Origin of the sequence: Streptomyces agglomeratus, from assembly GCF_001746415.1 — a bacterium.
GTDB classification, from domain to species: Bacteria; Actinomycetota; Actinomycetes; order Streptomycetales; family Streptomycetaceae; genus Streptomyces; species Streptomyces agglomeratus.
On the sequence record NZ_MEHJ01000001.1, the window covers coordinates 2,943,111 to 2,960,567 of the forward strand.

Genomic DNA, 17,457 nt, shown 5'->3' on the forward strand with positions numbered 1-17,457 from the left:
GGCCCCTCAGGCGTTCGATCGGGCGGTGTCCGGGGCCGAGGCCCGCTTGCGGGAAGTGGCGGGTGGGGGAACAAGCCCCGCGGGGCACCGCCTAGGCTGGCCCGCATGACGCAGACCTTGCTCGACCAGGCCCTCGTCGAGGAGGCCACCAAGAAGTCCGGCCTCATCTGGGTACGAGGCACCGGCCCCGCCCGCTCGCTCTGGCACGTCTGGCACGACGGCGCCGTCTGCGTGGTGGGGGACGGCCCGGGCGAGCAGCCCTTCCCCGGCCTGGCCGACGGCGCGACCGCCGAAGTCACCGTACGCAGCAAGGACAAGGGCGGCCGGCTCGTCACCTGGACGGCCGCCGTGACCGAGCTCGCGCCCGGCACCGAGCCCTGGGAGGCCGCCGTCGCCGAGCTGAAGGGCAAACGCCTGAACGCGCCCGACGCCGAGCAGATGACCGAGCGCTGGGCCCGCGAGTGCCGCGTACTGCGTCTGGAGCCGCGCGGCGCGTCCACCGATCTGCCGGACGGTTCGCTCGCCGCCCGGCCCCTGCCGACGAGCGCCACAACGCGCCTGCCCGTACCGGCCGCGCTGCCGCGCCTCCTGATGAAGCGGAAGAAGAAGCGCGGCTAGGACGCGTCCGAGGTCTTGGGGAGCTGGCCGCCGTAGTCGACGGTCTCGTCCTTGCCCGGCGCTTCCAGCGCGAACTCCTCGTCCCAGTCCGCCAGGCTCACCACGCCCGCCCCGCCGGCCCGCTCCAGCTTCAGCGGGTACGGCGTGCCGAGCAGCGACACGGCGAGGCTCCCGCCGACGCCCTTGCCGCCGGTGACCTCGATCGTGCGGACGCCGCCGACCTTCGCGCGGTCGCCCTTGCTGAGCTTGCCGTGCAGCCCGAGCAGGCCGTCGAGCAGGACGTCCTTGTCGGTGAAGCCGCGCAGCTGGTCGTACACCGGGTCGTCGGCCGGGACCTTGACGTACTTGTCCTCCAGCTTCCCGGCGGCGCCCTCGTCCGACGGGTCCGGGCCGTCGGACGGCTTTCCCGCCCCGGTCCCGTGGTCCCAGAAGTCCGCGCCGGCCTTCATGAACAGCTCGTCATCGATCCGCAGCAGCTCGAACGTGCTGCCCTTGGAGGTCACGGAGCCGGTGCCGCCGTCCTCCTTGAGCCGCATGTCCAGCCTGTACGAGCGCCCCTTGCTGACGACGGTGCCCGAGAGCCGTACCGACTCCGCGTCGCGCGCCGCCTTCCGGGCCTTGGCCTCGATGGCCGGCGCCGAGAGTCTGCCCACCCCGTTGGTCCCCTTGTCCGGGTCGACCGGTTCCTCACCGCAGGCGGTGAGCGCCGCGGTCAGCCCGACGCACACGACGCCGAGCAGGGCGGCCCGGCGGGCTCGGGCGGCCGGGGGAAATGCAGTCACAAGCGCACTGCCTCTCATACGGGTGTCCGGGGTGGCAGCAGGCAGCGTACCCGTGCTGTCTACGCCGTCCGGCAGAGAGCCGTCCGGACGCCCCGTTGGAGCGGTGGCGACCGGCACGGGCTAGCCTGAACCCGTTACCGGACCCCGTTTTGTCCACCAAGGGAGGCGCACCTCATGGCATCAGGCGCCCCCAGGGTCTTCGTCTCGCACCTCGCGGGCATCGCCGTGTTCGACCCCAACGGCGACCAGGTCGGCCGGGTGCGCGACCTCGTGGCGATGCTGCGCGTGGGCAACCGGCCGCCGCGCCTGCTCGGCATGGTCGTCGAGGTGGTCAGCCGACGCCGGATCTTCCTGCCCATGACCCGCGTGACGGGTGTCGAGTCGGGCCAGGTCATCACGACGGGCGTGGTCAACATGCGCCGTTTCGAGCAGCGCCCGACCGAGCGTCTGGTCCTCGGCGAGCTCCTCGACCGCCGGGTGCGCCTGGTGGACACCGGCGAGGAGGTCACGGTCCTCGACGTGTCGATCGTGCAGCTGCCCGCCCGCCGCGACTGGGAGATCGACAAGGTCTTCGTACGCAAGGGCAAGGGCGGCGCGCTGCGGCGCCGTGGGGAGACGCTGACCGTGGAGTGGTCGGCGGTGAGCGGCTTCTCGCTGGAGGAGCACGGACAGGGCGCGGAGAGCCTCCTGGCCACGTTCGAGCAGTTGCGCCCCGCCGACCTGGCCAACGCCCTGCACCACCTGACGCCCAAGCGCCGCGCCGAGGTGGCCGCGGCGCTCGACGACGACCGGCTCGCCGACGTACTGGAAGAGCTGCCCGACGACGACCAGGTGGAGATCCTCGGCAAACTCAAGGAGGAGCGGGCGGCCGACGTCCTGGAGGCGATGGACCCGGACGACGCCGCCGACCTGCTGTCCGAGCTGCCGGAGGAGGACAAGGAGCGGCTGCTGATGCTGATGAAGCCGGACGACGCGGCCGACGTGCGGCGGCTCCTGGCGTACGAGGAGCGGACGGCCGGCGGTCTGATGACGACCGAGCCGATCGTGCTGCGGCCCGACGCGACGGTCGCGGACGCGCTCGCACGCGTACGCCAGCAGGACCTCTCCCCCGCACTGGCCGCGCAGGTGTACGTCTGCCGCCCGCCGGACGAGACCCCGACGGGCAAGTACCTCGGGACGGTGCACTTCCAGCGCCTGCTGCGCGAGCCGCCCTTCACCCTGGTCAGCTCGGTCGTGGAGTCCGACCTGCCGCCGCTGTCGCCGGGCACGCCGCTGCCGGCCGTGACGAGCTACCTGGCGGCGTACAACATGGTCTCCGCGCCGGTCGTGGACGCGAGCGGCTCGCTGCTCGGCGCGGTGACGGTCGACGACGTACTCGACCACCTGCTGCCCGACGACTGGCGCGAGACGGAGTTCCACGAGCCGCCGCAGACGCCGGGGACTCCGCGCGGGGAGGCCGTCCGTGGGCACTGACAGGAGCGCCGAGGCGCGGGAGCGCGGCCGGACGGCGACGGGGGCGAGCGCGCTGCCCCGCGCGTCCCGGGTGCGGCTGGACCAGCCGAGGCCCGCGCGCAAGCGGCTGCTGCCGGAGTACGACCCGGAGGCGTTCGGCCGGTTCTCGGAGCGGATCGCGCGGTTCCTGGGCACGGGGCGCTTCCTCGTCTGGATGACCCTGACCATCGCCCTGTGGGTCCTGTGGAACATCTTCGCGCCCCAGGCCCTGCGCTGGGACGAGTACCCGTTCATCTTCCTGACGCTGATGCTGTCGCTCCAGGCGTCGTACGCCGCCCCGCTGATCCTCCTCGCGCAGAACCGCCAGGACGACCGGGACCGGGTCACCCACGAGCAGGACCGCAAGCAGAACGAGCGGTCCATCGCGGACACCGAGTACCTCACCCGGGAGATCGCGTCGCTGCGGATGGGGCTGGGGGAGGTCGCCACCCGGGACTGGATCCGGTCCGAATTCGTGGACCTGGTGAAGGAGCTAGAGCAGCGGCGCTCCCTATTCCCGCCGGAGGCCGCTTCCGAGAGTGACGAAGGCGACCGCTGACAGGGCTTTCCCGGGGCGGCGGTACGCGCCGTACCATCACGGTATGGCTATGGAAGACGCGGTGCGCGAAGCACTGGCGACGGTGAACGACCCCGAGATCCACAAACCGATCACTGAACTCGGCATGGTCAAATCGGTTGAGATCGGGGCAGACGGCGCAGTTGCCGTCACGGTCTATCTCACCGTCTCCGGCTGTCCGATGCGCGAGACGATCACCACGAACGTGCGCGAGGCGGTCGAGCGCGTCGAGGGTGTGACCAGCGTCTCCGTCGAACTCGACGTGATGAGCGACGAGCAGCGCAAGGAGCTGGCGGGGGCCCTGCGCGGCGGCACCGCCGAGCGCGAGGTGCCCTTCGCCCAGCCCGGATCGCTGACCCGCGTCTACGCGGTGGCGTCCGGCAAGGGCGGCGTCGGCAAGTCCTCGGTGACGGTCAACCTGGCCGCGGCGATGGCGGCGGACGGGCTGAAGGTCGGCGTCGTCGACGCGGACATCTACGGCCACAGCGTGCCCCGTATGCTGGGCGTCGACGGCAGGCCCACCCAGGTCGAGAACATGATCATGCCGCCGTCGGCGCACGGCGTGAAGGTCATCTCCATCGGCATGTTCACCCCGGGCAACGCGCCGGTCGTGTGGCGCGGTCCGATGCTGCACCGCGCGCTCCAGCAGTTCCTCGCTGACGTCTACTGGGGCGACCTGGACGTCCTGCTGCTCGACCTGCCGCCCGGCACCGGCGACATCGCGATCTCGGTCGCGCAGCTCGTGCCGAACGCCGAGATCCTGGTCGTGACGACCCCTCAGCAGGCCGCGGCCGAGGTCGCCGAGCGGGCGGGCTCCATCGCCGTACAGACCCACCAGAAGATCGTCGGAGTCGTCGAGAACATGTCGGGCCTGCCGTGCCCGCACTGCGACGAGATGGTCGACGTCTTCGGCACCGGCGGTGGCCAGAAGGTCGCCGAGGGGCTCACGAAGACGACCGGCGCGAACGTGCCGGTGCTGGGCTCCATCCCCATCGACGTACGGCTGCGGGAGGGCGGCGACGAGGGCAAGCCCGTCGTGCTGACCGACCCCGACTCGCCGGCCGGTGCGGCGCTGCGCACGATCGCGGGCAAGCTGGGCGGCCGCGCGCGCGGCCTGTCGGGCATGTCGCTGGGGATCACCCCGCGCAACAAGTTCTGACGCGTCCGGGAACGTTCCGGACACCCCGAAGGGGGCGCCGCTCCGAGTGAGCGGCGCCCCCTTCGTCGTACATCCGTGCCGCCGCGGCGCGAGCGCGCCGTGCGACCGCCGGTTACTGGCCCTGGTCGTACGTCGTGATGTCCTTGACCACCGAGAAACCCAGTCCGTACGCGCTCATCCCGCGCCCGTACGCCCCGAGGATCACGCCGTCCTCGCCGGCCCCGGCCAGTACCCAGCCGAACTCGGACTCGCGGTAGTGGAAGGGCGTCGGTACGCCGTCCACCGGCAGCGACAGCTGCGACCAGGCGGGCCCCGACAGGTCGTCGGCCAGCTCGAAGGCCGTCTCGGTCTGCTGGTCCAGCCAGTCGTCGCGCAGCGAGTGGTCCAGGTGCGCGGGCCAGGTCGCCGAGAGCAGGCCCGAACCGGCCAGCCAGGCCGCGGAGGAGACCGACGTGGCCTCCAGTACGCCCGTACCGTCGCCACTGCGCCGCACCGGGCTGCTGGCGACGGTGACGACCACCGCGAAGCGCTCCTTCTCCTGGGTCTCGTCGGTCGCGGGCCTTATCGACGGCTCTTCGCCGTGGCCCGTGGAACCGTGCTGCACCGTGCCGTCAGCCGCCGTGCCGACCTGCATCAGCCAGCGGGGCCCGGTGAACGCGTCATCCAGTCCGTACCAGGGGAAGGGCGCGCGCAGATAGCCGTCGACCGTACGCCGGGCTGCTGGCACCCCCTCCGCTGTGGACGTGCTGGGCGTCAGGGGTGCTCCCTGCGCTCCGACCCGACTCGTGGTCTCCATCTATCCGGCCGCCTCCTTGTTCCGTGGCGTCCGGATCGGCCCGCCCCCCTCGGGCGTCCTCACATCCGGACAGATGGAGGATAGCCACCTTGGTGCGGCTCGTCGGGAAGGGCGGGACTCAGGTGGCGTCGGCGTCGAAGGGCGGACGCTCGCTCTGAGCGGGGGTTTCACGCTTCTTGAGCAGGTCGGGGGTGCCGGTGGAGTCCTTCGTCAGGTTCGCCTTGCCGGCCGAACCGTTCGAGCCGTTCGTGCCGCTCACCGCACCGGACGGCGTACCGCTGTCGCGGCCCTTCACCACGTCCGCGACCTCGGCCATCTCGCTCTTGAGGTCGAAACTGCTGCGGATCTCCTTGAGACCGAGGTCGTCGTTGTCCATCAGCTGCTTGCGCACGAAGGTCTTGGGGTTCAGGTCCTCGAAGTCGAAGTCCTTGAACTCCGGGCCCAGCTCGGAGCGGATGTCCTGCTTGGCGCTCTCGGAGAACTCGCGGAGCTTACGGATCATCGCCGAGGCGTCCTGAATGAGCTTCGGCAGCTTCTCCGGCCCGAAGACGAGCACGGCGAGAACCACGAGCGTCACCAGCTCGAGTCCGCCTATGTCACTGAACACCTTGTTGCTCCTTGGGTTCTCCGCGCCCGCAGGTCGGGTGGGCCTCCTCCGCCCGCAGGCAGAGGACCGGTCCGGGCCCGGTCCACGGTACCCGCCCAATCTGTCCGGACGGTACCTTCACGTAACACTCACGTGGACCTGTGTGTGCTTCTCCCTCAGTTGCCGTCCGCCGAGCCGAGCGTCACGGAGACCGTCCGCTCCTTGCCCGCGCGCACCACGGTCAGCTCCAGCCGGTCGCCGGGGCGGTGGGCGCGGATCTTGACGATGAGTTCCTGCCCGTTGTGCACCCTCTGTCCGTTGACCTCGGTGATGACGTCGCGGGGGCGGACACCGGCGCGGGCTCCGGGACCGCCGGGCGTCACCGCCGGGCCGTCGGCGCCCTTGGTGCCGACGCGGGCGCCGTCGCCCGTGTACTTCATGTCCAGCGTGACGCCGATCACCGGGTGCGTCGCCTTCCCGGTGTTGATCAGCTCCTCGGCTACACGCTTGCCCTGGTTGATGGGGATCGCGAAGCCCAGGCCGATGCTGCCGCCCTGACTGCCTTCGAGGCCCGCGCTGTTGTCCGCCGCGCGTATGGCGCTGTTGATGCCGATCACGCGGGCCTGCGCGTCCACCAGGGGGCCGCCGGAATTGCCGGGGTTTATCGGGGCGTCGGTCTGGAGCGCGTTCACATAGCTGACGTCGCTGCCGTCGCCCTTCTCGCCGCCCGCGGTGATGGGGCGCTCCTTGGCACTGATGATCCCGGAGGTGACCGTGTTCTGAAGGTCGAAGGGTGCGCCGATGGCCACCACCGGGTCGCCCACCTGGACGTTCTCCGAGTTGCCCAGGGGCAGGGGCTTGAGTCCGTCGACCCCGAGGACCCGGACGACCGCGAGGTCGTAGCCGCTGTCCTTGCCCACGAGCTTCGCCTTCGCGGTCTGGCCGCCGCTGAAGGTGATGTTGATGGTGCCGTCGGCTCCGGCGGGCTCCACCACGTGGTCGTTGGTGAGGATGTGGCCCTTGGCGTCGAGTACGAAGCCGGTGCCCGTGCCCTGTTCGCCGACGCCGCTGACGTGCAGGGTGACGACGCTGGGCAGGGCGCTGGCCGCGATGCCCGCGACGCTGTCGGGGGCGCGGCCCTTGGCGTCCTCGGACCGGGCCTGGGGCAGTTCGACGCGGGTGATGCCGCCGTTGCGCTCGACGTACGCCCCGACGCCTCCGCCGATACCGCCGGCCACCAGCGCGATCAGCAGCGCCCCCACGAACAGCGCGCCCCGGCGGCCCTTCCTCGGCCGCACCCCGCCGACCGGGTCACCGGGGTGGGTCAGCGGCTGCTGGGGCGCGCCCCAGGGGTCGTACTGAAGCCAGTGGGAGGGCCGGGGGTGCGAGGGGTGCGGCTGGGGCTGGGTGTGGTGGTGGGAGGGCTGCTGAGCCGGGCCCGTGGGGACTCCGACCCCGTTCGTCGCGGCTGTCCCGGGCGCTCCCGGAGGTACGAACGTTCCTTGCGGCGGGGTCGGTACCGGCCGCTGCACGGGCGGCGCCGGCGCCCACGGGCCGGGGCCGCCGTATGGCGGGGTGGCGTACGGGTCGGGCGCGTGCAGCGGCTGCGGACGCGCCTGGGGAGCGGGCTCAGCGGCCTGGCCCGGCGCCGGGTCAGCCGCCACCGCCGGCTCGGGCTCGGGGTTCGGCTCCGGATTCGGCTCGGCGGGTTCCGCCGCCGCTCCGGTCACGGTCGCGCGGGCTCCGGTCGCCGTCCCCGGCGCGGCCGCATGGGCTTGTGCCGCGAGGACCTCGCCCGCGTCCTGTTCCGGGTCGCGCTCCGGCTCCGCACCCGCAACCCCGCGCACCGGCGCGGGGCGGCTCCACCACTTTGCCTTCGAACCGGTGGGCGTGCCCTCGTCCATGCTCTCCCCGCAACCCCACGAGCACGCCCGCAGGGCAGTGCCACTTTCGTTGTCCGTGCCCCCTCGGGGCACCCTGCGAGGATTCAACCAGCCTCAGCGGGAAACGGGCAGCCCGGGCGCGGACGGAGCGGCCGTCCGAAGCGGTGATGGCGCCACGGTCACCGGCGCGCTGTGCCCGGGGGCGTACGCGAGGGCGAGGGCCGAACCCGGCCGGCGTATGAGCGGCAGCGGGCTCTGGGCCGTGAGCGCGGGCGCCGGGAACGGCTGCGTCAGGGAAAGCCCCTGCGCACCGCCCTGTGTCGTCGCCGCCCCGAAGAGCCTGGCCGGCACGGCGACGTTGGCCGCCGCGTTGGCACTGGCGGTGGCGGCGGGAAGGCCGCTTCCGGCGGTACGGCGGCGGGTGTTCTCGGTGGCGGCCCCGCTCGGGCCCGCCGCGCGCAGCGGCGTGACGTTGTTGCCCGAGCTGCCGCCCCTCGTGGTGGGCTCGCCGGCGGACCCGACCGGCATGGCGCCGCCGAGCGCGAACGCCGCGAGCGACACCGCGCTGGCGGCGGCGAAGGCGAGCCGCCTCCCGCGCCCGCCGGAGCGCTCCGCCTCCGCGCGGCCCACGTCGTGGATCCGGAAGCCGCGCCACGGCGCGGCGCCGGGCAGAACGCCGGTGTGCCCGGCGGCCGGAACGTAGTCGAAGTCGAAACTGCTGCCGGGTCTGCCGGATCTCCCCTGCCGGGGGTCGGCGCCGAAGACGCCCTGCCCGAAGCCACCCCGCCCGAAGGGTGCCGGGTCGTCGTCGCCGTCCCGGCCACCCGGGCCGCCGCCGGGCAGCCCTTGGAGCCGCGCGAGCAGCCCCTCGGAGGGCGGCGGCGGTGCGGCGGTGGAGAAGACGCTCTTCAGGCGGCGCTGGGCGTCGGCCTCGGCCTTGCACTTGGCGCAGGTCGCCAGGTGCGACAGGACACGCTCGCGGACGTCATGGCTCAGCTCACCGTCCACCAGGGCGGCCAGCCGGTCCCCCAGGTGCTGTTCGGCAGAGGTCGGTCGGGTGCCACTCACTCGGCTCCGCCCTCTCCGCCCACCAGGGGCACACCGGTGCCCACGCTCGCGAGCGAGCGCTGCTGCTCGGCACGGGCCTCCGGTGACCGGTGCTGGAGAGCCTTGCGCAGGTGAGAGCGACCGCGGTGGATCCGGCTGCGTACCGTGCCGAGCTTGACGCCCAGCGTCGCGGCGATCTCCTCGTACGACAGGCCCTCGATGTCGCAGAGCACGACCGCCGCACGGAACTCGGGCGCGAGGGTGTCCAGCGCCTGCTGGACGTCCGCGTCGAAGTGGGTGTCGTTGAAGACCTGCTGCGGGGACGGCTCACGGCTCGGCAGCCGCTCGGCGGCGTCCTCACCGAGCGCGTCGAAGCGGATGCGCTGCTTGCGGCGGACCATGTCCAGGAACAGGTTCGTCGTGATGCGGTGCAGCCAGCCCTCGAACGTGCCGGGCGTGTACGTCGACAGCGAGCGGAAGACGCGGACGAAGACTTCCTGCGTGAGGTCCTCGGCGTCGTGCTGATTGCCGGTCAGACGGTAGGCGAGGCGGTAGACACGACCACTGTGCGTGCTGACGATCTCCTCCCAGCTGGGAGGAGTCCACGCCTGGGATTCCGCGTCTGAGGCGAAGGTCGCGGTCTGTGCGGAGGACGCGGAAGGTGCGCGGTCAGCAATGTCGGTCACGGATTTCGGCTCACCCGCCGACCTGAGAAAGCGCCGCAGCACTCCTCCCCGATCCACAGGCGCAGCCGCACCTCCCCTATCGGCTCTGGTGGTGTCCAGTGGAGCCCCTACCATAGCCACCTCGCCCGTTAGCTCCGGATAAGCATCTTTACGTGAATTTGGAACCCGCTTGCGGTCCTGATCCATGTCTCCCCCTGTCCTCTTTCAACGCCCGGTCCCATCTGCGGGTTCCCGACGTCAGCGGATACAGTCACGGGTGCGCCAACTACGGGGACAGGAGAGGGCCATTACCGCCAACCGGCAGACGAACTGGGCGTTCGCCGACGCCTATGTCGCCGAGGACGAAGCCCTGCACTGGGCGCGTGATCGGGCCCGGGAGGCAGGACTGCGCGCGGTGTCGCCCGGTACGGGGGCCGCGCTGCGGCTCCTCGCCGCCACCGCGGACGCCAAGGCGGTCGCGGAAATCGGTACGGGCACCGGCGTTTCCGGCATCTATCTGCTCCACGGGATGCGGGCCGACGGCGTACTCACCACCGTGGACCCGGAGCCGGAGTGGCAGCAGTTCGCCCGTGAGGCGTTCCGCGCGGCCGGCTACGCGGCGAACCGCGCCCGCTTCATCCCCGGGCACGCCCTCGACGTACTCCCTCGCCTCGCCGACGGCGGGTACGACCTGGTCTTCTGCGACGGTGACCGGCTGGAGAGCATGGACTACCTCGCTGAATCGTTGCGCCTGTTGAAGCCCGGCGGGATCGTCGTGTTCGAAGGCGTTTTCGCGGACGGCCGCACCGTCGACTCCGCCGCTCAGCCGGCCGAGGTCCTGCGGCTGCGCGAGCTGTTGCGCGAGGTGCGCGAGAGTCACCAGCTCATCCCCACGCTGCTGCCGGTGGGCGACGGCCTGCTCTGCGCGGTACGCCGCGGCTGACCTGCCGGGCCGCGGGCCCGACGGCGGCCGCGGCCCGCACCTGCTCCGGCGCGCCCCGCACATGGCCACACTCCGGACATAGCACTGCCCCGGCACGCTTGCGGCGTACCGGGGCAGTGAAAAGTTCGGGCGCTTCCGCCTCAGCCGACGACCTTCTTCAGAGCGTCGCCGAGCGCATCGGCCTCATCCGGAGTCAGCTCGACGACAAGTCGTCCGCCGCCTTCGAGCGGAACGCGCATGACGATGCCCCGCCCCTCCTTGGTCACCTCGAGCGGGCCGTCGCCCGTTCGCGGCTTCATGGCCGCCATGCTCGTTCCCCTTCCTGAAACCAGCTCATCGCAGCCGGCGGCCCCGTGTCGGGCAGCTGTGTCACCGGCATCGAACACATTGCTTCCAGGTCATTATCCCGCATGGCGGACCCCTATGACCAACATCGCTCGGCATCGCTTGTGCAACGCGCTCTCTCAAAACCACCCAATTCGGCGGTCCGCCTGCGATACTTCGCCGCCGCCGGGCACCCAGCGACCTCACATTGTTAGACGCAGGTCACATGTGCAGCCCCGGTGATCTCCGCCATGCTGAGCAGGACATGCCTGACCAGCCGTAAAAGGGGACTCATCAATGGCCGACACCGTGCTCTACGAGGTGACCGACGGACTCGCGACGATCACGATCAATCGTCCCGACGCCATGAACGCCATGAACACCGAGGCCAAGGTCGCACTCAGGGACGCGGTGCAGGCCGCCGCCGCCGATCCGGCGGTGCGGGCGGTCCTGCTCACCGCCACCGGCCGCGCCTTCTGCGTGGGCCAGGACCTCAAGGAGCACATCGCCTCGCTCGCCGCCGACCGCGAGACGGGCAGCGGCGAGACCATGAGCACGGTCCGCGAGCACTACAACCCCATCGTGCGGGCCCTGACCGAGATGCCGAAGCCCGTCGTCGCCGGGGTCAACGGAGTCGCGGCCGGCGCCGGGGCGGGCTTCGCGTTCGCCGCCGACTACCGGGTCGTCGCCGACACCGCCGCCTTCAACACGTCCTTCGCCGGAGTCGCGCTGACCGCCGACTCGGGCGTCTCGTGGACCCTGCCGCGCCTGGTGGGCCAGAGCCGCGCCGCCGACCTGCTGCTCTTCCCGCGCTCGGTCTCGGCGCAGGAGGCGTTCGACCTGGGCATCGCCAACAAGCTGGTGCCGGCCGACGACCTCGCGGCCGAGGCGGCTGCCGTCGCCCGCACCCTGGCCGCCGGCCCGACGCTCGCGTACGCCGCACTCAAGGAGTCCCTGGCGTACGGCGCGGGTCACACCCTTGGCGAGACCCTCGAAAAAGAGGACGAACTCCAGGCGAGGGCGGGCGCGTCGGAGGACCACGCCATCGCAGTCCAGGCGTTCATCGCCAAAGAGAAGCCGAAGTACCTCGGCCGGTAGCCCGCGTACGCCGGCCGGTAGCCCGCGTACGCCGGCCGGTAGCCCGCGTCACGTCGGCCGCCGGCCCCGACGGGCCGCTAGGCCCCTGCCGTACCGCCGCGCGCCACGCACTGGGCCAGATGGTCGTCGACCAGGCCGCACGCCTGCATCAGGGCGTACGCCGTCGTGGGGCCGACGAAACGTATCCCGCGCTTCTTGAGTGCCTTCGAGAGCGCCACGGACTCCTCGGTGATCGCGGGAACGTCCGAGATCGTCTTCGGGGCCGGGCGCGTCGCGGGGTCCGGGGCGTACGACCAGATCAGGCTGTCCAGCTCGCCGGCCTGCCAGCCGGCGAGCGTCCTGGCGTTGGCGAGGGTCGCCTCGATCTTGGCGCGGTTGCGGATGATCCCGGGGTCGGCGAGCAGGCGCGCGGCGTCCACGTCGGTGAAGGCGGCCACCGACGCGATCCTGAAACCGGCGAAGGCTGCACGGAAGCCCTCGCGGCGGCGCAGGATCGTCAGCCAGGAGAGCCCCGACTGGAACGCCTCCAGGCAGAGCCGTTCGTACAGGGCGTCGTCGCCGTGGACCGGGCGGCCCCACTCCCCGTCGTGGTACGCGACGTACTCCTCGGTGGCCAGGCCCCACGGGCAGCGCAGGAGGCCGTCCGGGCCCGGCTCGGCTCCGCCGATCACGACTGCGGCTCCTCGCCCGGTGCGTCCGTGCGGGGACCGTCCTTGAAGAGCCCGGTCCCGCCGACCTCTCTGGCCTGGACCCCGGCCAGGGCGGCCTCCAGCTCCGCGATCCGCGCGTCCCGCTCGGCGAGCTCGGCGCCGACACGGCCGAGCACGTCGTCGACGTCGGCCATCCGGTAACCACGGGCGGCCAGCGGCAGGCGCAGCGCCTCGATGTCCGCCCGGCCCACCGGGCGCGACGCGGGCAGCGGGTCCACCAGGTGCTGGGGCGCCGCCTCGGGCAGCGCTCCGCCGCTGTCGTCGCCTCCCCCGACCACGGCGAGCGTGACCGCAGCGACCACGACGACCATCGCCACCACCAAGAACAAGAACACGAGCGTCTCCCCGGGCCACGCGCAAAGCGCAAACTGTCCAGTCCCGATCGTGCCATGCGCCACTGACAGTTAAGGTCGCAGGCGACCGACTCAAGGAGGAAACACGGTGCTCAGGCTGGGACGGCGCGAGTTCGGAGCGCACGAGCCGGTGATCATGGCGATCGTGAACCGGACCCCTGACTCGTTCTACGACCAGGGTGCGACGTTCCACGACGAGCCCGCACTGGCCCGCGTCGAACAGGCCGTCGCGGAGGGCGCCGCGATCATCGACATCGGCGGCGTGAAGGCCGGCCCGGGCGAAGAGGTCGGCGCGGCCGAGGAGGCGCGGCGTACGGTCGGGTTCGTGGCCGAGGTGCGCAGGCGCCACCCGGACGTGGTGATCAGCGTCGACACGTGGCGGCACGAGGTGGGCGAGGCGGTCTGCGAGGCGGGCGCGGACCTGCTGAACGACGCCTGGGGCGGCGTCGATCCCCGGCTGGCCGAGGTGGCGGCCCGTTACGACGTGGGCCTGGTGTGTACGCACGCGGGCGGGGCGGAGCCCCGGACCCGGCCGCACCGGATCTCCTACGACGACGTGATGGCGGACATCCTGGACGTGACCGTCGGGCTGGCGGAGCGGGCGCGGAAGCTGGGCGTACGGCGCGACGCGATCCTGATCGACCCGGGGCACGACTTCGGGAAGAACACGCGTCACAGCCTGGAGGCGACGCGGCGGCTCGGGGAGATGGTGGAGACGGGGTGGCCGGTGCTGGTCTCCCTGTCCAACAAGGACTTCGTCGGCGAGACGCTCGACCGGCCGGTGAAGGAACGGGTGGTCGGGACCCTGGCCACGACAGCGGTGTCGGCCTGGCTCGGCGCCCAGGTGTACCGCGTGCACGAGGTCGCGGAGACACGGCAGGTACTGGACATGGTGGCGTCCATCGCGGGCCGCCGGCCTCCCGCGGTGGCGCGGCGGGGTCTGGCCTGAGCGGCCTTTCGGCCCCGCGGCGGGTCTGGCCTGAGCGGCTAGCGGCTCGTCGGCCGCGCGGCGCGTCCTGGCCTGAGCGGCCCGTCGAACGGGGCGGGGCCACCGCCGTGCGGCACGTTCCCGGCCCGCCCTCCTGCCCGCCGCGACACCGCTCGGCGGGCAGGAGGGGGCGGGACGAGGCAAGCCCCGCGCGGTGCGGCGCGGTTACCTCTCCGACTCCTTCGAGACCAGAGCCACCGCTTCCTTCACGCTGTCCGTCACGTGGAACAGCAGCAGGTCCCTCTCCGACGCCTTCCCCTGCGCGATCACCGTGTCGCGCAGCCATTCCACCAGCCCGCTCCAGTAGGCCGAACCGAACAGCACGATCGGGAAGCGGGTGACCTTGCGGGTCTGGACCAGCGTGAGGGCTTCGAAGAGCTCGTCCAGGGTGCCGAGGCCGCCCGGCAGGACCACGAATCCGTGCGCGTACTTCACGAACATGATTTTTCGGACGAAGAAGTAGCGGAAGTTCACGCCGATGTCGACGTGCGGGTTGATGCCCTGCTCGAAGGGCAGCTCGATACCGAGCCCGACCGAGATGCCCTTGGCATCCCGCGCCCCCTTGTTCGCCGCCTCCATAGCCCCGGGCCCGCCGCCCGTGATCACCGCGAACCCGGCTTCCGCGAGCCCCCTGCCGAGTTCCACGCCCGCTTCGTAGTCGGGCGTGCCGGGCCGGGTGCGCGCCGAACCGAAGACGCTGATGGCGGGCGGCAGTTCGGCGAGTGCGCCGAACCCGTCCACCAGTTCCGCCTGCATCCGCATGACCCGCCAGGGGTCCGTGTGCACCCAGCTGGTATCACCGTTGGAGTCCAGCAGCCGCTGGTCGGTCGTGCCCGGCTGGATCTGGTCGCCGCGGCGCACCACAGGCCCCAGACGCTGCTCTTCCGGTACCCGCTCCTCTTCAGGAATCGCCATGCCGTACTCCCTCCGCTGCCGAACATTGTCCGGACAGCGTAGGTCCACACACGTGACGAACAGTGAAATTCAGGCAGTCAGCCAGGCGCGAAGTCGCTCCTCGCAGTGCGTGATTCGCTCGACGGCCACGTGTTCGTCCCGCTTGTGCGCGAGAAGCGGGTTCCCCGGACCGTAATTGACCGCCGGCACCCCGACCGCGCTGAAGCGCGAGACGTCGGTCCAGCCGAACTTGGGCTGCGCGGTGCCGCCCACCGCCGCCATGAACGCGGCGGCGGCCGGATGCGAGAGACCGGGCAGCGCGGCGCCCGAGTGGTCGTCCACGACGAACTCCGCGATGTCGCAGTCCGCGAAGACCTCCCGTACGTGCGCGAGCGCCTCCTCCTCGCTGCGGTCGGGCGCGTAACGGAAGTTGACCGTCACCGTGCACGCGTCGGGGATGACGTTGCCGGCGACACCGCCCTCGATCGCGACGGCGTTGAGGCCCTCGCGGTACTCCAGGCCGTCGATCACGGGCCGCCGCGGCTCGTACGCCGCCAGCTTCGCCAGGATCGGCGCGGCCGTGTGGATCGCGTTCGACCCCATCCAGGAGCGCGCGGAGTGCGCCCGCTCCCCCGCCGTGCGCAGCAGCACCCGCAGCGTGCCCTGGCAGCCGCCCTCGACCTGCCCGTCGGACGGTTCGAGGAGTACGGCGAAGTCGCCCGTCAGCCAGTCGGGACGGGCGTCGGCGACGTGTCCGAGACCGTTCAGGTGAGCGGCGACCTCTTCGTTGTCGTAGAAGACGAACGTCAGGTCACGGTTGGGCTCGGGGACCGTCGCGGCGATACGCAACTGAACGGCGACCCCGGACTTCATGTCGCTCGTGCCGCAGCCCCACAGAACGCCGTTCTCGTCGAGCCTGGACGGCACGTTGCCGGCGATCGGCACGGTGTCGATGTGCCCCGCCAGGACGACCCGCTCGGCGCGCCCCAGGTGCGTACGGGCCACCACGTTGTTGCCGTACCGGTCGACGGTGAGGTGCGGCAGCGCGCGCAGCGCCTCCTCGACGGCGTCGGCGAGAGCCTTCTCGCCGCCGCTCACCGACGGGAAGTCGACGAGCCGGGCGGTCAGCGCGGGGGCGTCCAGGGAGAGGTCAAGCGGAGATTCGGCCATGCCCCCGAGCGTAACGTTCCCTGGCCGGAGGCCACCGGGTCGTCCCCCACGAGCGCGCGAACCCCCTCCAGTACCTTAGGCAGCGTGTCTCAGTCCGCCTCTTCCCCAACTCGCGGCCGCATCCTGCGCTCAGCGGCGGGTGTCGCCGTGCTCCTCGCGCTGGCCGGGTATCTGGTGATGCAGTACGTCTCCGGCGGCGGGGGTGCGCCGCGCTGCGTCGTGCGTTCCGCGGAGGGCGACGGCGCGACGTACGAGCTCAGCCCGGAACAGGCCGTCAACGCCGCGACCATCTCCGCCGTCGGCACCTCGCGCGGGCTGCCGGAGCGGGCGGTGACGATCGCGCTCGCGACCGCGCTCCAGGAGTCGGCCCTGCGCAACATCAGGTACGGCGACCGCGACTCGCTCGGCCTCTTCCAGCAACGCCCCTCACAGGGCTGGGGCACACAGAAGCAGATCATGGACCCTGGTTACGCGTCCGAGAAGTTCTACGAGCACCTGGAGAAGGTCCCGGGGTACTCGCGGCTGCCGCTGACGGTCGCCGCTCAGCGCGTCCAGCGCAGCGGCTTCCCCCAGGCGTACGCGAAACACGAGCCGGACGCGGCGCTGCTGGCCGCCGCGCTCACCGGGCGCGCCCCCGCGTCGCTGACCTGCTCCCCGCCCCGCGACGCGCAGCCGGGCAGGCCCGCCGACGTACGGGCCGCGCTGATACGGGACTTCGGGGCCGATGTGCTGCCCAAGGCGCAGGCCGCGGGTGCGGGCGCCGGAGTGAGGAACGAAGCGGGCGAAGCGGACGCGGCAGGTGCCGTGGGCCGGGCGGACGCGGCCGGTACGAGCGCCCGCCTCGCCGCCGCCCCCGCGGCGGCGACCGTCACCGTGCCCGTTCCCGCGCAGGCCGCGGGCGTCGGCGGGGCCAGGGGCGACCGGCGCGGCTGGGAGCTCGCGCACTGGGCCGTCGCCCATGCCTCGAAGCTCCGCATCGAAGAGGTCGCGTACGCCGGCCGCGTGTGGACGGCCGCCAATGCCGGAAGGGAATGGCGCTCCGGGAACGAGCCGAGCACCTCCGCCGAGGTCCGGATCACCACCGCGCAGTAGTACGGACGATCACCCGAAAGCGGTAAGCGGACCGGCCGGAAGCGGGAGTGCGTACGCGCCTGCGGACCGTCACCCCTCGCTCCTCCAAATCCCTGGGAAACAAAGGCGACCGCGCCTCGGTCACCCCTTCGCGGCCGGCGCTGTTTGCCCGGGTTCATCCGGAGCCGATAATGCGACGCATTGCAAACTCTTTACCTTGGCGCACCGCAACCTCAACCGCCCCTTCAGCGGTTGTCACGGCGTCTGATCGTCGGACAGACAGTCTCCAATCAACGTCGTCT

General features: G+C 71.9%; 19 protein-coding genes. 8 read left to right on the plus strand and 11 right to left on the minus strand.

What is annotated here, in order from left to right; genetic code table 11:
- The first annotated feature begins 105 nt into the window (after nt 1-105).
- Nucleotides 106-618, plus strand: a complete 513-nt coding sequence (locus tag AS594_RS12345) for a hypothetical protein (protein WP_069927077.1) — start codon at nt 106-108, stop codon at nt 616-618.
- On the opposite strand, the gene AS594_RS12350 is transcribed toward AS594_RS12345, so the two are convergent.
- The gene (locus AS594_RS12350; RefSeq protein WP_069927078.1) at nt 615-1,400 is read right to left on the minus strand and encodes a hypothetical protein; all 786 of its coding nucleotides are present in this window, start codon (nt 1,398-1,400) and stop codon (nt 615-617) included. The genes AS594_RS12345 and AS594_RS12350 overlap by 4 nt on opposite strands.
- Before the next feature lie 174 nt (nt 1,401-1,574).
- Here AS594_RS12350 and AS594_RS12355 point away from each other — a divergent pair, with 174 nt between their 5' ends.
- The 3 genes from AS594_RS12355 to AS594_RS12365 are packed head-to-tail and all read left to right on the plus strand — an operon-like array spanning nt 1,575 to nt 4,627.
- The gene (locus AS594_RS12355; RefSeq protein ID WP_069927079.1) at nt 1,575-2,873 is read left to right on the plus strand and encodes a magnesium transporter MgtE N-terminal domain-containing protein; all 1,299 of its coding nucleotides are present in this window, start codon (nt 1,575-1,577) and stop codon (nt 2,871-2,873) included.
- Nucleotides 2,863-3,450, plus strand: coding sequence for a DUF1003 domain-containing protein (locus AS594_RS12360; RefSeq protein WP_069927080.1), 588 nt, complete (start codon nt 2,863-2,865; stop codon nt 3,448-3,450). The genes AS594_RS12355 and AS594_RS12360 overlap by 11 nt, the downstream gene beginning before the upstream one ends.
- A gap of 43 nt (nt 3,451-3,493) precedes the next feature.
- Nucleotides 3,494-4,627: an Mrp/NBP35 family ATP-binding protein gene (locus AS594_RS12365; RefSeq protein ID WP_069930473.1), complete on the plus strand. Its 1,134-nt coding sequence runs from the start codon at nt 3,494-3,496 to the stop codon at nt 4,625-4,627.
- Nucleotides 4,628-4,739: 112 nt separating this feature from the next.
- Here the strand turns inward: AS594_RS12365 and AS594_RS12370 are convergent, their stop codons facing one another.
- From AS594_RS12370 to sigE, 5 genes are all read right to left on the minus strand, one after another.
- Nucleotides 4,740-5,423, minus strand: a complete 684-nt coding sequence (locus tag AS594_RS12370) for a hypothetical protein (RefSeq protein WP_176733143.1) — start codon at nt 5,421-5,423, stop codon at nt 4,740-4,742.
- Nucleotides 5,424-5,541: 118 nt separating this feature from the next.
- The gene (locus AS594_RS12375; RefSeq protein ID WP_069927081.1) at nt 5,542-6,030 is read right to left on the minus strand and encodes a sec-independent translocase; all 489 of its coding nucleotides are present in this window, start codon (nt 6,028-6,030) and stop codon (nt 5,542-5,544) included.
- 155 nt (nt 6,031-6,185) lie between these two features.
- Nucleotides 6,186-7,913 carry a trypsin-like peptidase domain-containing protein gene (locus AS594_RS12380; RefSeq protein WP_069927082.1) on the minus strand — a complete coding sequence of 576 codons (1,728 nt, stop codon included), beginning with the start codon at nt 7,911-7,913 and terminating at the stop codon, nt 6,186-6,188.
- Between the two features lie 93 nt (nt 7,914-8,006).
- On the minus strand, nt 8,007-8,960 hold the full coding sequence (locus tag AS594_RS12385) for an anti-sigma factor family protein (protein WP_069927083.1): 954 nt from the start codon (nt 8,958-8,960) through the stop codon (nt 8,007-8,009).
- A complete protein-coding gene (gene sigE / locus AS594_RS12390) occupies nt 8,957-9,739 on the minus strand; it encodes an RNA polymerase sigma factor SigE (protein ID WP_176733142.1) in 783 nt (260 codons plus the stop codon). Before sigE ends, AS594_RS12385 begins: the two co-directional genes overlap by 4 nt.
- A 142-nt stretch (nt 9,740-9,881) precedes the next feature.
- Here sigE and AS594_RS12395 point away from each other — a divergent pair, with 142 nt between their 5' ends.
- Nucleotides 9,882-10,547: an O-methyltransferase gene (locus AS594_RS12395; protein ID WP_069927085.1), complete on the plus strand. Its 666-nt coding sequence runs from the start codon at nt 9,882-9,884 to the stop codon at nt 10,545-10,547.
- A gap of 140 nt (nt 10,548-10,687) precedes the next feature.
- Here AS594_RS12395 and AS594_RS12400 read toward each other — a convergent pair whose 3' ends face one another.
- Nucleotides 10,688-10,855, minus strand: coding sequence for a DUF3117 domain-containing protein (locus AS594_RS12400; protein WP_003966491.1), 168 nt, complete (start codon nt 10,853-10,855; stop codon nt 10,688-10,690).
- A 313-nt stretch (nt 10,856-11,168) separates the two neighbouring features.
- Between AS594_RS12400 and chcB the strand changes: the two genes are divergently transcribed.
- Nucleotides 11,169-11,969, plus strand: coding sequence for a 2-cyclohexenylcarbonyl CoA isomerase (gene chcB / locus AS594_RS12405; RefSeq protein WP_069927086.1), 801 nt, complete (start codon nt 11,169-11,171; stop codon nt 11,967-11,969).
- Nucleotides 11,970-12,046: 77 nt separating this feature from the next.
- Here chcB and AS594_RS12410 read toward each other — a convergent pair whose 3' ends face one another.
- Both AS594_RS12410 and AS594_RS12415 read right to left on the minus strand, forming a co-directional pair.
- Nucleotides 12,047-12,640 carry a DNA-3-methyladenine glycosylase I gene (locus AS594_RS12410; protein WP_069927087.1) on the minus strand — a complete coding sequence of 198 codons (594 nt, stop codon included), beginning with the start codon at nt 12,638-12,640 and terminating at the stop codon, nt 12,047-12,049.
- Nucleotides 12,637-13,014, minus strand: coding sequence for a DivIVA domain-containing protein (locus AS594_RS12415; RefSeq protein ID WP_069927088.1), 378 nt, complete (start codon nt 13,012-13,014; stop codon nt 12,637-12,639). The genes AS594_RS12410 and AS594_RS12415 overlap by 4 nt, the downstream gene beginning before the upstream one ends.
- A gap of 106 nt (nt 13,015-13,120) precedes the next feature.
- Between AS594_RS12415 and folP the strand changes: the two genes are divergently transcribed.
- The gene (gene folP, locus AS594_RS12420; protein ID WP_069927089.1) at nt 13,121-13,981 is read left to right on the plus strand and encodes a dihydropteroate synthase; all 861 of its coding nucleotides are present in this window, start codon (nt 13,121-13,123) and stop codon (nt 13,979-13,981) included.
- Between the two features lie 204 nt (nt 13,982-14,185).
- On the opposite strand, the gene AS594_RS12425 is transcribed toward folP, so the two are convergent.
- Together AS594_RS12425 and dapE are read right to left on the minus strand one after the other, a co-directional pair.
- Nucleotides 14,186-14,935, minus strand: coding sequence for an LOG family protein (locus tag AS594_RS12425; RefSeq protein WP_069927090.1), 750 nt, complete (start codon nt 14,933-14,935; stop codon nt 14,186-14,188).
- 69 nt (nt 14,936-15,004) lie between these two features.
- Nucleotides 15,005-16,084, minus strand: coding sequence for a succinyl-diaminopimelate desuccinylase (dapE, locus tag AS594_RS12430; RefSeq protein WP_069927091.1), 1,080 nt, complete (start codon nt 16,082-16,084; stop codon nt 15,005-15,007).
- Nucleotides 16,085-16,168: 84 nt separating this feature from the next.
- Here dapE and AS594_RS12435 point away from each other — a divergent pair, with 84 nt between their 5' ends.
- Nucleotides 16,169-17,176 (plus strand): VldE C-terminal domain-containing protein, encoded by a 1,008-nt coding sequence (locus AS594_RS12435; protein WP_079148220.1) that lies wholly within the window; start codon nt 16,169-16,171, stop codon nt 17,174-17,176.
- The last annotated feature ends 281 nt before the right edge of the window (nt 17,177-17,457 follow it).